Below are 15,676 nucleotides of genomic sequence, written 5' to 3' on the forward strand. Positions count from 1 at the left end.
TTCAGAAATTGCTGAATTTTCTTCAATTATCGGACGCCGGGAAGGATCACTCCGAAACGAGTTAACCTAATCGTGCGAAAACCGCGATAAACGGTCTCGGATGCTGCTAATTTCTAGCGCCGTCTGCACTCGCAGGGCTTACCGGCCCGAGGTGGGCGCGCATGGTCGTCAGAGGACATGAAGGGCTGGGCATGGACTTTCCGATGTTGGCACCGGAGATCAACTCCGCGCTCCTCTACGGGGGCGCCGGGTCGGGTCCGTGGGTGGGGGTCGCGACGGCCTGGGACGGGCTGGCCGCCGAACTCAGCGCGGCTGCTGAGTCCTTCGGATCCGCGACGTCGGGGCTGGTGGGTGGTGCGTGGCAGGGCGCGGCCGCATCGGCGATGCTCGCCGCGGCCGCTCCGTACGCCGGTTGGCTGCACGCCGCGGCGGCCGGAGCCGAGGGCGCGGCGGCTCAGGTGCGAGCGGCCGCCGAGGAGTTCGAGTCGGCGTTGACGAGCGCCGTGCCGCCCGCGGCGGTCGCGGCCAACCGCGTCGAGTTCGTGTCGTTGGTGACCTCCAACTGGTTCGGTCTCAACGCCCCGGCGATCGCCGCCGCCGAAGCGTCCTACGAGCAGATGTGGGCGCAGAACGTCGCCACCATGTTCGGGTACTACTCCGGCGCGTCGGCGGTGGCCGCCGCCATTCCCTCCTTCGCCTCGCTGCCCGACCTGCTGAACGACTCGGTGATCAATTTCGGGTTGGCGGATGTGGGTCGGTTCAATGTGGGGTGGGGGGATGTGGGTGCGTTCAATGTGGGTGGGGGGAATTTGGGGAATTTCAATGTGGGTAGTGGGAGTGTGGGGGATTCGAATCTGGGTGGCGGGAATCTGGGGAGTTTGAATTTCGGGTGGGGCAATCTGGGGTCGTCGAATCTGGGTGGGGGGAACCTGGGCAGTGTCAACTTCGGCAGCGGCAACCTGGGCAGTCTGAATATCGGCAGTGGGAATGCGGGGAGTCTGAATTTCGGGTTCGCCAACACCGGCGACGGCAATATCGGGCTGGCCAATACCGGCAGCGGCAACATCGGGATCGGGTTGACCGGGGACAACAAGTTCGGGTTCGGCGGCTTGAACTCGGGGGTGGCCAACACCGGGTTGTTCAACTCCGGTTCGGGCAATTCCGGGTTCCTCAACGCGGGGTCGGGAAATACGGGGTGGTTGAACTCCGGCACCGGTAACTGGGGCTTTACCAACTCCGGCAACTACAACACCGGGTGGGCCAATTCCGGTGTGGCGAACTCGGGTTGGTGGAACTCGGGCAGCTTCAACACCGGCGGCCACAACACCGGCAGTTACAACACCGGCTTTGCCAACCCCGGGGACTACAACACCGGCAGCTTCAACGTCGGCGACACCAACACCGGGGACTACAACCCCGGCAACATCAACACCGGATACGCCAACACCGGTGACCTCAACACCGGCGCCTTCATCTCCGGAGACCGCAACAACGGCCTCTTCTGGCGCGGCAACGGCCAGGGACTGATCACCCTGAACTACTCGGTGATCGAGACAACGATGTACAAGAACACATTTTTTGCCTCGTATAACGCGCCGAATTTCTACGAGCAACAACTACAGGCTTACTACAACATGCCGTATACGGTGCAGACGACGTTGCATACGTTGTTCTCCGTCGGTGGGGAGCCGGGCTTCGGTAATGTGACGACGTCGGAATCGTCGGGCTTCTTCAATTCCGGTGCCGGTAATTCCTCGGGGTTCGGCAATTACGGGTCGGGCAGTTCGGGGTTGTTCAACATCGCCTCGGGCGCCAGCGGGTTGAGTTCAGGGCTGGGCAACATCGGCGGTCTGCTCTCGGGGGCACTGAACACCGGAGTCGCGGTCTCGGGCCTCTACAACGCCGGTTTGGGGGCAGGTCAGGGTGCGCTGGCGGTGGTCTCCGGTTTCGGCAACATCGGCTCGAACCTGGCCGGCATCGACATCTTCACCGCCCTGCCCCACAACATCGGCTTCGCCGACGTCGGCTTCTGGAACATCGGCAACGGCAACGTCGGCAACTTCAACTACGGCAACGGCAACCTGGGCAACTACAACGGCCTGGGCTTCTCCTTCCTGCCCCCCTTCCTCAACCCCTTCTCCAGCAGCGGCAACACCGGCGACTTCCTCACCGGCGGCGGCAACACCGGCAACTGGGCCGTGGGCAGCGCCAACATCGGCCACAACAACGCCGGCAACGCCAACATCGGCTACCGCAACTACTTCGGCGACGCCAACATCGGCGCCTGGAACTTCTTCTCCAGCGCCAACCAAGGCAGCTACAACATCTTCGCCCAGGCCAACATCGGCGACCACAACTTCCTCAGCCTGGCCAACCTGGGCAGCGCCAACCCCCTGGGCATCGCCAACTGGGGCTCCAACAACTTCGGGCTGGCCAACCTGGGCAACCTCAACCTGGGCTGGGCCAACAACGGCAGCGCCAACATCGGCCTGGCCAACACCGGCGACTACAACCTCGGCCTGGCCAACACCGGCACCGGCAACATCGGCATCGGCCTCACCGGCGACCACCAAATCGGCATCGGCGGCCTGAACTCCGGCTCGGGCAACACCGGCCTGTTCAACTCCGGGGCCAACAACACCGGCCTGTTCAACGCCGGAAACGCCAACGTCGGCCTACTCAACACCGGCGACAACAACCTCGGCCTGCTCCTCGCCGGCTCCAGCAACGTCGGCCTGCTCAACGCCGGAAACGCCAACGTCGGCCTACTCAACGCCGGCACCTACAACTTCGGCCTGCTCAACGCCGGCGACCACAACTACGGCCTGTCCAACACCGGCACCGGCAACTGGGGCTGGGCCAACTCCGGGCAGTACAACACCGGCTGGTACAACTCCGGCCAAGCCAACAGCGGCTTCGCCAACTCCGGGGACTACAACACCGGCTGGAACAACTCCGGAGACCTCAACACCGGCTTCGGCAACGCCGGGGACTCCAACACCGGCGCCTACAACGTCGGCAACCTCAACACCGGCATCGCCAACCCCGGTGACCTCAACACCGGCGCCTTCAACACCGGCAGCTCCAACAACGGCTTCTTCAACACCGCCGACCACAACGGCACCGCCGGCTTCTCCGCCACCATCCCGCTACCCCAAACCATCCTCGGCGACACCGGCATCACCGTGTCCAACTCCATCACCTTGTTCACCATCCCCGCCGGCACCGGCTTCTTCAACGCCACCACCTCCCCCTCCTCCGGCTTCTTCAACTACGGCTTCGGCGGCGCCGTCTCCGGCTTCGGCAACTCCGGCACCGGCACCTCCGGCCTGCTCAACTTCACCAGCGACTCCGACGGATTCGCCTCCGGCATGGCCAACTTCGGCAACGCCATCTCCGGACTGTTCAACGCCGGAGACTCTTCCACCCTCAACCCCGCCAACCTCGACATCATCTCCGGGGTCGGCATGAGCGGACACAACCTGGCCGGCCTATTCGGCATCACCTACACCAGCCCCGCCAACCTGGGCTGGGGCAACCTCGGCGGCGGCAACGTCGGCAACGGCAACTGGGGCAACTTCAACTTCGGCCTGGGCAACGAAGGCTCCACCAACGTCGGCAGCGGCAACCTGGGCAGCACCAACATCGGCAACGCCAACTGGGGCTCCAACAACTTCGGCAGCGCCAACACCGGCAGCTCCAACTGGGGCTTTGCCAACCTCGGCGACTTCAACTTCGGCCTGGCCAACACCGGCACCGGCAACATCGGCCTGGCCAACACCGGCACCGGCAACATCGGCATCGGCCTCACCGGCGACAACCAAATCGGCTTCGGCGGCTTCAACTCCGGCACCGGCAACACCGGCCTGTTCAACTCCGGCACCAACAACACCGGCTTCTTCAACTCCGGCAGCCACAACACCGGATCCTTCAACACCGGCAACTACAACACCGGCAACTTCAACCCCGGCAACTACAACTTCGGCAACCACAACATCGGCACCTTCAACACCGGCCACCTCAACATCGGCAACTACAACACCGGCGCCCACAACATCGGCAACACCAACACCGGCGCCGACAACATCGGCAACACCAACACCGGACTCGGCAACACCGGCAACCTCAACACCGGCGCCTTCATCGCCGGCAACCAAGACATCGGCCTGTTCTGGCGCGCCAACAACATCGGCATCAACTTCTCCCTCGACATCCCGATCCACACCACAATCAACTACTTCTTCGGCGATCCGAACGTCCCCGACGAGTCCGCCGGCGCTTTCCTCGTCGACTACACCAACACCTACACGCTGCTGCAATTCTCCGGACTGGGAAACACCACCACCGCACCCAGCAGCGGCATCGGCAACACCGGCGGCGGCAACAGCAGCGGCTTCTTCAACACCGGATACGGCACCAGCGGCTTCCTCAACACCGCCGTCCTGGACCCCATCACCAACGGCTTCACCAGCGGCTGGCAAAACTACGGACAAAACCTCGCCGGCATCCTCAACACCGGCACCTACATCACCGGCCTCTACAACACCGGCATCAACAACTTCCAAACCCCCGACCTCATCACCGGCCTGGCCAACACCGGCCAGGACATCAGCGGCTACTTCAGCAGTGGGCTGAACTTCGGTTTGGCGGATGTGGGTCGGTTCAATGTGGGGTGGGGGGATGTGGGTGCGTTCAATGTGGGTGGGGGGAATTTGGGGAATTTCAATGTGGGTAGTGGGAGTGTGGGGGATTCGAATCTGGGTGGCGGGAATCTGGGGAGTTTGAATTTCGGGTGGGGCAATCTGGGGTCGTCGAATCTGGGTGGGGGGAACCTGGGCAGTGTCAACTTCGGCAGCGGCAACCTGGGCAGTCTGAATATCGGCAGTGGGAATGCGGGGAGTCTGAATTTCGGGTTCGCCAACACCGGCGACGGCAATATCGGGATCGCCAATACCGGCAGCGGCAACATCGGGATCGGGTTGACCGGGGACAACAAGTTCGGGTTCGGCGGCTTGAACTCGGGGGTGGCCAACACCGGGTTGTTCAACTCCGGTTCGGGCAACTCCGGGTTCCTCAACGCGGGGTCGGGAAATACGGGGTGGTTGAACTCCGGCACCGGCAACTGGGGCTTTACCAACTCCGGCAACTACAACACCGGGTGGGCCAATTCCGGTGTGGCGAACTCGGGTTGGTGGAACTCGGGCAGCTTCAACACCGGCGGCCACAACACCGGCAGTTACAACACCGGCTTTGCCAACCCCGGGGACTACAACACCGGCAGCTTCAACGTCGGCGACACCAACACCGGGGACTACAACACCGGCAACACCAACACCGGATACGCCAACACCGGTGACCTCAACACCGGCGCCTTCATCTCCGGAGACCGCAACAACGGCCTCTTCTGGCGCGGCAACGGCGAAGGCCTGATCACCCTGAGTTATGCCGTCACACAAACCACCTCATACAAGGACACGTTCTTCGTGGCCTACAACAGCCCGGCTTTCTATTACGCGCAATTGGCCGCGTATCAGAACATGCCGTATACGGTGCAGACGACGTTGCATACGTTGTTCTCCGTCGGTGGGGAGCCGGGCTTCGGGAATGTGACGACGTCGGAATCGTCGGGCTTCTTCAATTCCGGGGCCGGGAATTCCTCGGGGTTCGGCAATTACGGGTCGGGCAGTTCGGGGTTGTTCAACATCGCCTCGGGCGCCAGCGGGTTGAGTTCAGGGCTGGGCAACATCGGCGGTCTGCTCTCGGGGGCACTGAACACCGGAGTCGCGGTCTCGGGCCTCTACAACGCCGGTTTGGGGGCAGGTCAGGGTGCGCTGGCGGTGGTCTCCGGTTTCGGCAACATCGGCTCGAACCTGGCCGGCATCGACATCTTCACCGCCCTGCCCCACAACATCGGCTTCGCCGACGTCGGCTTCTGGAACATCGGCAACGGCAACGTCGGCAACTTCAACTACGGCAACGGCAACCTGGGCAACTACAACGGCCTGGGCTTCTCCTTCCTGCCCCCCTTCCTCAACCCCTTCTCCAGCAGCGGCAACACCGGCGACTTCCTCACCGGCGGCGGCAACACCGGCAACTGGGCCGTGGGCAGCGCCAACATCGGCCACAACAACGCCGGCAACGCCAACATCGGCTACCGCAACTACTTCGGCGACGCCAACATCGGCGCCTGGAACTTCTTCTCCAGCGCCAACCAAGGCAGCTACAACATCTTCGCCCAGGCCAACATCGGCGACCACAACTTCCTCAGCCTGGCCAACCTGGGCAGCGCCAACCCCCTGGGCATCGCCAACTGGGGCTCCAACAACTTCGGGCTGGCCAACCTGGGCAACCTCAACCTGGGCTGGGCCAACAACGGCAGCGCCAACATCGGCCTGGCCAACACCGGCGACTACAACCTCGGCCTGGCCAACACCGGCACCGGCAACATCGGCATCGGCCTCACCGGCGACCACCAAATCGGCATCGGCGGCCTGAACTCCGGCTCGGGCAACACCGGCCTGTTCAACTCCGGGGCCAACAACACCGGCCTGTTCAACGCCGGAAACGCCAACGTCGGCCTACTCAACACCGGCGACAACAACCTCGGCCTGCTCCTCGCCGGCTCCAGCAACGTCGGCCTGCTCAACGCCGGAAACGCCAACGTCGGCCTACTCAACGCCGGCACCTACAACTTCGGCCTGCTCAACGCCGGCGACCACAACTACGGCCTGTCCAACACCGGCACCGGCAACTGGGGCTGGGCCAACTCCGGGCAGTACAACACCGGCTGGTACAACTCCGGCCAAGCCAACAGCGGCTTCGCCAACTCCGGGGACTACAACACCGGCTGGAACAACTCCGGAGACCTCAACACCGGCTTCGGCAACGCCGGGGACTCCAACACCGGCGCCTACAACGTCGGTAACCTCAACACCGGCATCGCCAACCCCGGTGACCTCAACACCGGCGCCTTCAACACCGGCAGCTCCAACAACGGCTTCTTCAACACCGCCGACCACAACGGCACCGCCGGCTTCTCCGCCACCATCCCGCTACCCCAAACCATCCTCGGCGACACCGGCATCACCGTGTCCAACTCCATCACCTTGTTCACCATCCCCGCCGGCACCGGCTTCTTCAACGCCACCACCTCCCCCTCCTCCGGCTTCTTCAACTACGGCTTCGGCGGCGCCGTCTCCGGCTTCGGCAACTCCGGCACCGGCACCTCCGGCCTGCTCAACTTCACCAGCGACTCCGACGGATTCGCCTCCGGCATGGCCAACTTCGGCAACGCCATCTCCGGACTGTTCAACGCCGGAGACTCTTCCACCCTCAACCCCGCCAACCTCGACATCATCTCCGGGGTCGGCATGAGCGGACACAACCTGGCCGGCCTATTCGGCATCACCTACACCAGCCCCGCCAACCTGGGCTGGGGCAACCTCGGCGGCGGCAACGTCGGCAACGGCAACTGGGGCAACTTCAACTTCGGCCTGGGCAACGAAGGCTCCACCAACGTCGGCAGCGGCAACCTGGGCAGCACCAACATCGGCAACGCCAACTGGGGCTCCAACAACTTCGGCAGCGCCAACACCGGCAGCTCCAACTGGGGCTTTGCCAACCTCGGCGACTTCAACTTCGGCCTGGCCAACACCGGCACCGGCAACATCGGCCTGGCCAACACCGGCACCGGCAACATCGGCATCGGCCTCACCGGCGACAACCAAATCGGCTTCGGCGGCTTCAACTCCGGCACCGGCAACACCGGCCTGTTCAACTCCGGCACCAACAACACCGGCTTCTTCAACTCCGGCAGCCACAACACCGGATCCTTCAACACCGGCAACTACAACACCGGCAACTTCAACCCCGGCAACTACAACTTCGGCAACCACAACATCGGCACCTTCAACACCGGCCACCTCAACATCGGCAACTACAACACCGGCGCCCACAACATCGGCAACACCAACACCGGCGCCGACAACATCGGCAACACCAACACCGGACTCGGCAACACCGGCAACCTCAACACCGGCGCCTTCATCGCCGGCAACCAAGACATCGGCCTGTTCTGGCGCGCCAACAACATCGGCATCAACTTCTCCCTCGACATCCCCCTGAGGACGAGCATCAGCTGGTTCTCCGGCAACCCGTATGTCCCGGACGAACTGGCCTCGGCTTTCCTGGTCGACTACACCGACACCTACACGCTGCTGCAATTCTCCGGACTGGGAAACACCACCACCGCACCCAGCAGCGGCATCGGCAACACCGGCGGCGGCAACAGCAGCGGCTTCTTCAACACCGGATACGGCACCAGTGGCTTCCTCAACACCGCCGTCCTGGACCCCATCACCAACGGCTTCACCAGCGGCTGGCAAAACTACGGACAAAACCTCGCCGGCATCCTCAACACCGGCACCTACATCACCGGCCTCTACAACACCGGCATCAACAACTTCCAAACCCCCGACCTCATCACCGGCATCGGCAATATCGGCGCCAATATCACCGGATTCTTCCGCCAGTTGTTCTGATCCACAGCGGTTTTCGGGGTGTTACCGTTGGCGACGGTGCATGAGCTCTCGCTGTGCCACGCGATCGCCGGGGTGGCCAAGTCCCACGCCGCGGGTCGTCACGTCGACCTGGTGCGGGTGCGGATCGGCGCCCTGCGGCAGGTCGTGCCCGAATCCCTGTCCTTCTGCTGGACGCTGGTGCGCGATGCCGAGGACATGCCGGACGCCGAGTTGCACATCGAACACGTCGCCGCGCAGATCCGCTGCCGTGCCTGCGGCCGCGGGTCGGAGGTCACTTCGCCGTGGTCCATCTGGTGTCCGGAATGCGAAAGTCCCGACGTCGAAGTACTGTGCGGCAACGAGTTTCTGGTTATTTCACTCGACGTGTCCTGAAATCCCGTCCGTACAAAGTTATTTCAGCGTAAGCGATCTTGCGAAAGGTCCGCAGCAGAGTAACTGACGGAGCCGAAAATAAACTACGCCCGTTGCGTGCCAGACGATTTGATCGAAGCGGTCACGTTATGCAATGCGTGTGCAACTGAAGTTCTGGCACATCGAACCGTTGACATTGCTCCCCACCGCGAGTAGGCCTGAAAATAGCGCCGTGCAAGTGGGCCGACGGTCGACTCCGGCGGCGTAGGGGTCTCAGCCCGGCCCCGGAAAGCTGCACTATGCCCACAGAAGCAGCAGTCAAAGCAGAACAAACGTTGATTCACGTTCTGTGGATCAACGCCGGCCTCAGTTGCGACGGTGATTCGGTGGCGTTGACTGCCGCCACCCAGCCCAGCGTCGAGGAGATCGCCCTAGGTGCCCTCCCCGGTCTCCCGCAGGTCGCCGTCCACTGGCCGCTGATCGATTTCGAATGCGGACCCAACGGAGGCGCGGACGATTTCCTGGAATGGTTCTTCAAGGCCGATCGAGGCGAGCTCGAGCCATTCGTGCTGGTTGTCGAAGGGTCCATTCCCAACGAGCAGATCAAGAGCGAAGGCTATTGGTGCGGCTTCGGCAACGACCCGGCCACCGGCCAACCGATGACCACCAGCGAGTGGCTGGACCGGCTGGCACCCAAGGCCACCGCAATCGTCGCCGTCGGCACGTGCGCGACCTATGGCGGCATCCACGCCATGGCCGGCAACCCGACCGGCGCGATGGGTGTGCCCGACTACCTCGGGTGGGACTGGAAGAGCAAGGCCGGCATACCGATCGTCTGCGTGCCGGGCTGCCCGATCCACCCGGACAACCTGGCCGAGACGTTGACATACCTGCTGTACATGGCGACCGGCCAGGCACCGATGATCCCGCTCGATGACGCCCTGCGCCCCAAGTGGTTGTTCGGCCAGACCGTGCACGAAGGGTGCGACCGAGCGGGCTACTACGAGCAGGGCGACTTCGCCACCGAGTACGGCTCGCCGAAATGCATTGTCAAACTTGGCTGTTGGGGCCCCGTGGTGAAGTGCAATGTGCCCAAGCGGGGCTGGATCAACGGCATCGGGGGCTGCCCGAACGTCGGCGGCATCTGCATCGGGTGCACGATGCCCGGCTTCCCGGACAAGTTCATGCCGTTCATGGACGAGCCGCCCGGCGGCAAACTGTCCAGCACCGCCTCGGGTCTGTACGGGACCGTGATCCGAAGCCTGCGTCACATCACGGCGAAGACCGTTGACAAGGAACCGCGTTGGCGCCACAAGGGCACCGAACTGGTCACCGGCGCCCGCCGTACCTGGTGAACGGCTCAGTTCACCATTCCCAGAGAGCCGTCTAGACGGAGAGCAGTATTCGCTATGACAACCATCATTCCCGAACCGTCAACGTCCAAGCGGGAACCCGGTCAGCTCGTCGAGATGGCCTGGGACCCCATCACCCGGATCGTCGGCAGCCTCGGCATCTACACCAAGATCGACTTCGAGAACCGTGAAGTGGTCGAGTGCCACAGCACGTCGTCGATCTTCCGGGGCTACTCGATCTTCATGAAGGGCAAGGACCCGCGCGACGCCCATTTCATCACCAGCCGCATCTGCGGCATCTGCGGCGACAACCACGCCACCTGCTCCTGCTACGCGCAGAACATGGCCTACGGGGTCAAGCCGCCGCACATCGGCGAATGGATCGTCAACCTGGGCGAGGCCGCGGAATACATGTTCGACCACAACATATTCCAGGAGAACCTGGTGGGGGTCGACTTCTGCGAGAAGATGGTCGCCGAGACCAACCCCGGTGTGCTGGCCAAGGCGGAGAAGACCGCCGCACCACATGCCGACGCGCACGGGTACAAGACGATCGCCGACATCATGCGCTCGCTGAACCCGTTCAGCGGTGAGTTCTACCGCGAGGCACTGCAAGTCAGCCGCTGGACCCGAGAGATGTTCTGTCTCATGGAAGGTCGGCACGTGCATCCCTCCACGCTGTACCCCGGCGGGGTGGGCACCGTGGCCACCATCCAGCTGATGACCGACTACATGACCCGGCTTATGCGCTACGTCGAGTTCATGAAGAAGGTCGTCCCGATGCACGACGACCTGTTCGACTTCTTCTACGAGGCACTGCCCGGCTACGAGAAGGTCGGCCTGCGCCGCACCCTGCTGGGCTGCTGGGGGTCGTTCCAGGATCCCGAGGTGTGCAACTTCGAGTACAAGGACATGGAGCGCTGGGGCAACGCGATGTACGTCACCCCGGGCGTCGTCGTCGACGGCAAGCTGCTCACCCATTCCCTGGTCGACATCAACCTGGGCATCCGGATCCTCTTGGGCAGTTCGTATTACGACGACTGGACCGACCAGGAGATGTTCGTCAAGACCGATCCGCTGGGCAACCCGGTGGACCGTCGGCACCCGTGGAACCAGCACACCAACCCGCATCCGCAGAAGCGCGAAATGGACGGCGGCAACTACAGCTGGGTGATGTCGCCGCGCTGGTTCGACGGCAAGGACCACTTGGCGCTCGACACCGGTGGCGGCCCACTGGCCCGGTTGTGGTCGACCGCGCTGGCCGGCCTGGTCGATATCGGCTACGTCAAGGCCACCGGCAACAGCGTCAAAATCAACCTGCCCAAGACGGCGCTGAAGGGCCCGGTGGAGTTCGAGTGGAAGGTGCCCAGGTACGGCTCGAACACGATCGAGCGCAACCGCGCCCGCACCTACTTCCAGGCGTACGCGGCCGCCTGCGGACTGTACTTCGCCGAACAGGCACTGGCCGAGATCCGGGCCGGACGAACGAAGACGTGGGAGAAGTTCGACGTGCCCGACGAGGGCATCGGCTGCGGGTTCACCGAGGCGGTGCGCGGCGTGCTGAGCCACCACATGGTGATCAGGGACGGCAAGATCGCCAACTACCACCCGTATCCGCCGACCCCGTGGAACGCCAACCCGCGTGACAGCTACGGCACGCCGGGCCCCTACGAGGACGCGGTGCAGGGGCAGCCGATCTTCGAGGAGAACGACCGGGAGAACTTCAAGGGCATCGACGTGATGCGCACCGTGCGCAGCTTCGATCCGTGCCTGCCTTGCGGCGTGCACATGTACCTGGGCAAGGGCAAGACGCTGGAGAGACTGCACACACCCACCCAGTCACCCGCTGCCGGTGAGTGAGGAGATGGTGGATGTCCCGCAGAACTCCGACTCGGAAGCGCAATGGCGCGCCGCGGGCGATCGGATCCAGACGCTGCTGGATTCCTTCACCGCCGGCGGGACGGCCGCCTACGAGCGGGCGCAGCACCTGGTGCGCGAAGTGGTCGGGCTTTACGGCGCTGGGCTGGAACGGATTCTGGCCCACGCGGGCCCCGAGTTGACCGAGCGGCTGGCCACCGACGACCTGGTGGCCAGCCTGCTCCTGGTGCACGGTCTGCATCCGCACGATATGCGGCGCCGGGTGTCCGAGGCGCTCGACCGGGTGCGGCCCTACCTGGGATCGCACGGCGGGGACGTCGATCTCATCGAGATCGAGGGCGGCACGGTGCGACTCGCATTCCAGGGCAGCTGCAAGAGTTGTCCCTCCTCGGCGGTGACATTGGAGCTCGCGGTGGAAGACGCGATCAGAGCTGCCGCACCGGAGATCACCGACATCGAGGTGGTGACGACCGCACGGACCGACGTGATCCCGGCCGAATCCCTGCTGGCCCCGATGCGTTCGGGTGCAGTCCCTGCCTGGCACGCCGCGCCGGAGTTGGCCGGCCTGGCACCCGGCGAGGTGGCGGGCTTCCTGATCGCCCCCGTTCCGGTGCTCGCCTGCCGGGTGGACCAGCGGATCTTCGTCTACCGGGACCGCTGCCCGGTCTGTGCGGACACTCTGGCCGGGGCACTGCTGCACGGAAGCATGCTCGAATGCCCCAGGTGCGGGACGCAATTCGACGTCGTTCGGGCCGGCGCCGGGCCCGGCGGCCACCTGGAGCCGCTGCCGCTGCTGGAGCGCGACGGAGTGCTGTCGGTGGCGCTGCCACGCGAGATACTGGGGGCTTCGGCATGAGCGGTCCCTACGACGTGTTGACCCGTATCAACAGCCGGCGGCCCCCCGAGCCGGCCGGCGAACGGTGCGAAATGTGTGCCGAGTCGATTGCCGACGAGCACCAGCACGTGGTCAATGTGGCTGGCCGACAACTGATGTGCGTGTGCCGCGGCTGCTACCTGCTGTTCACCGACCCGCACGCCGAACTGCGCTACCGCGCGGTGCCCGACCGGTATCTGGCATTCCCCGGGTTCGCGCTCGACCGCCGGGCGTGGGAGGCGATGCAGATTCCCGTCTCAGTGGCGTTCTTCTTCACCAACTCCGCGCTGGGCCGCACCGTCGCGTTCTACCCCGGCCCGGCCGGTGCCTGCGAGTCCGAGCTGGAGCTGGACATGTGGGAGGCGATCCGGGCCGCCGACCGCCGCGTCGACCTGCTCGCCGACGACGTCGAGGCGCTGCTGGTGCGGGTACCGGAAAGTGGTTCGCCGCAGACGTTTCTGGTGCCGATCGACGCCTGCTACGAATTCGTCGGCCGGCTGCGGATGCTGTGGCGCGGCTTCGACGGTGGCCAGCAGGCGCGACACTTCATCGACGACTTCTTCGCGCAGATCGCCGCCCGGGCCCGGGATACCCTGCCATGACCGAGCACCTGGATGTGTCGTTCGCCGTGCTGGACGTGGCGCCCGAACCCTATGCCGTCACACCGATACTGACCGCGCGTATCGGCGTCGTCGCCGAGGACCCCGTGCACGCGATCGCGCTGCGCTGCCAGGTCCGCATCGAACCACTGCGCCGCTCCTACACCGACGAGGAGGCCGCCGGCCTCACCGACCTGTTCGGCACCCGGGATCGCTGGGCGACCACCCAGCGCACCTTTCTGTGGCAGCACTGCGGCGCGATGGTGCCGGGATTCGCCGGCAGCACGACGGTGGCGCTGCCGCTCGAGTGCACCTACGACTTCGAGGTCACCGCGGCGAAGTACCTGCACGCGCTCCGCGACGGTGCACTGCCCCTGCAATTCCTGTTCAGTGGAACCATTTTCGTGAAGTCCGCGCGAGGATTCTCGGTGCAGCAGGTGTCCTGGGACTGCGAGGACCGCTACGACATGCCGGTCAGTGTGTGGCGCGACCTCATCGCCGTGCACTACCCCAACACCGGTTGGGTGCGTCTGCGGCACGAGACCGTCTCGGCGCTGGCCGGTTACAAGTCGGCGCACGGCTTGCTCGATCTCGACCATGCGGTGACCGCGCTCCTGACCGAGTCGGCAGTACGGGAGATGGCACCATGAGCTGGGACCAAGCCCGCGCCGTCGCGGACGCGGTGCTCTACGAGGGGTACCTGCTCTATCCCTATCGCGGGACATCGAGCAAGAATCAATCCCGTTGGCAATTCGGCGTACTCGGCCCACCCGGTGCTGCCGCGGCCGGACTCGGCGAGGACGAGGCACTGGCGGCGCAGTTCCTGGTCCGCTCGGGTGATGCGATCACCCTGGTGGTGCGTTTCCTGCAACTGCAACACCGTCAGGCCCAACGAGAGGTCGCCGGCGGCTTCGAGTCGGTCGACGCGCTCAGCACCGCAGCCGGGTCCTGGCTCACCTGGGACGAAGCGGTGGAGTGCGAGCTTTCGTTCGGCCCGTTGGCTTTCGACGACGCGCCGTTCGACCTGCCGGTACTGGCCTCCGCCGCGACCGAGATCGAGTCCGTCGGCGGCGGCCGCCTAGTCCGGGATCGGCGCGAGGTACGCGCTCACCTCACGGTCTCCGTCGAGACGGATGGGGATCTGCTGCGAATGTCCCTGCGGCTGGCCAACACCGGGACGACGGCCGGCGACAAGCGCGACGCGCTGGCCCGCTCGATGATCGGCTGCCACGTGATCGCCGCGGTCGAAGGCGGTGAGTTCGTGTCGCTGTTGGAGCCACCGGCCGCCGCGGCGGGCGCGGCAACACGGTGCCGGCACCATCGGTGTTTCCCGGTGCTGGCCGGACCGCCGGATGCCCGCGACATGCTGCTGATCTCGCCGATCATCCTCTACGACCACCCCGAGGTGGCCGAACAGAGCAGCACAGCACTGTACGACTGCACGGAGATCGACGAGATCCTCACGCTGCGCGTGATGACGATGACCGACGACGAGAAGGCGCAGGCCCGGGCCACCGATCCACGCGCTGCGCAGATCATCGACCGGTGTGACGCGATGTCCGCCGAGGACATGGGCCGCCTGCACGGAGTGTTGCGCGATCCCCACCGGGCCGCCGGGCTCGTTCCCGACGTACCCGACGGTATCGACTGGTGGGATCCACTGGCCGACAACGCGGTCCGCCCGGATGTCGACGCCGTGCTGGTGCACGGAGTGCGGGTGGCGCGCGGCAGCCGGGTCGTGTTGCGACCGCGCCGCAACGCCGACGCCCAGGACATCTTCGTGGCCGGCAAGACCGCCCGCGTCACCTCGGTGCACCAGGACGTCGAGGGCAACAGCCACGTGGCGGTGGTGGTGGAGGACGACCCGGCGGCCGACCTGCACGACTGGTACGGCCGCTACCTGTACTTCTCCCCCGACGAAATCGAACCGCTCACCGAAAGGAACCCGTCATGGATGTCTTAGGTTGGATATTCCTTGCGCTCATCGCGCTGGTCGTCGCGGCCGCAGTGGGCCTGGGCCTGGCGTCCCTGCCGGATGCCAAGCGGTACCTGCGATTGCGGCGCATGTAGGTCGGGACGGCC

At 64.7% G+C, this 15,676-nt stretch carries 9 protein-coding genes; all 9 read left to right on the forward strand.

The features are described from left to right. Nucleotides 1-191 precede the first annotated feature (191 nt). Complete coding sequence (locus tag QXK92_RS09105; RefSeq protein ID WP_371934542.1) at nt 192-8,540, forward strand: PPE domain-containing protein; 8,349 nt, start codon at nt 192-194, stop codon at nt 8,538-8,540. A 36-nt stretch (nt 8,541-8,576) separates the two neighbouring features. Beyond that, nucleotides 8,577-8,912: a hydrogenase maturation nickel metallochaperone HypA gene (locus tag QXK92_RS09110; protein ID WP_306244293.1), complete on the forward strand. Its 336-nt coding sequence runs from the start codon at nt 8,577-8,579 to the stop codon at nt 8,910-8,912. Between the two features lie 278 nt (nt 8,913-9,190). Continuing rightward, on the forward strand, nt 9,191-10,246 hold the full coding sequence (locus QXK92_RS09115; protein ID WP_306241330.1) for a hydrogenase expression protein HypE: 1,056 nt from the start codon (nt 9,191-9,193) through the stop codon (nt 10,244-10,246). 54 nt (nt 10,247-10,300) lie between these two features. Then, complete coding sequence (locus QXK92_RS09120; RefSeq protein ID WP_306241332.1) at nt 10,301-12,103, forward strand: nickel-dependent hydrogenase large subunit; 1,803 nt, start codon at nt 10,301-10,303, stop codon at nt 12,101-12,103. Between the two features lie 4 nt (nt 12,104-12,107). After that, the gene (locus QXK92_RS09125) at nt 12,108-12,977 is read left to right on the forward strand and encodes a NifU family protein (protein ID WP_306244295.1); all 870 of its coding nucleotides are present in this window, start codon (nt 12,108-12,110) and stop codon (nt 12,975-12,977) included. After that, the gene (locus QXK92_RS09130; RefSeq protein WP_306241333.1) at nt 12,974-13,597 is read left to right on the forward strand and encodes a DUF5947 family protein; all 624 of its coding nucleotides are present in this window, start codon (nt 12,974-12,976) and stop codon (nt 13,595-13,597) included. Before QXK92_RS09125 ends, QXK92_RS09130 begins: the two co-directional genes overlap by 4 nt. After that, on the forward strand, nt 13,594-14,244 hold the full coding sequence (locus QXK92_RS09135) for a DUF6084 family protein (RefSeq protein WP_306241334.1): 651 nt from the start codon (nt 13,594-13,596) through the stop codon (nt 14,242-14,244). The genes QXK92_RS09130 and QXK92_RS09135 overlap by 4 nt, the downstream gene beginning before the upstream one ends. Further along, entirely contained in the window at nt 14,241-15,557 is a 1,317-nt protein-coding gene (locus QXK92_RS09140; RefSeq protein WP_306241335.1) for a hypothetical protein, read from the forward strand. Before QXK92_RS09135 ends, QXK92_RS09140 begins: the two co-directional genes overlap by 4 nt. Continuing rightward, nucleotides 15,545-15,664, forward strand: coding sequence for a hypothetical protein (locus QXK92_RS34070; RefSeq protein ID WP_371872375.1), 120 nt, complete (start codon nt 15,545-15,547; stop codon nt 15,662-15,664). The genes QXK92_RS09140 and QXK92_RS34070 overlap by 13 nt, the downstream gene beginning before the upstream one ends. The last annotated feature ends 12 nt before the right edge of the window (nt 15,665-15,676 follow it).

Origin of the sequence: Mycobacterium sp. TY815 (assembly GCF_030755135.1) — a bacterium.
In the GTDB taxonomy this organism is placed as follows: Bacteria; Actinomycetota; Actinomycetes; order Mycobacteriales; family Mycobacteriaceae; genus Mycobacterium.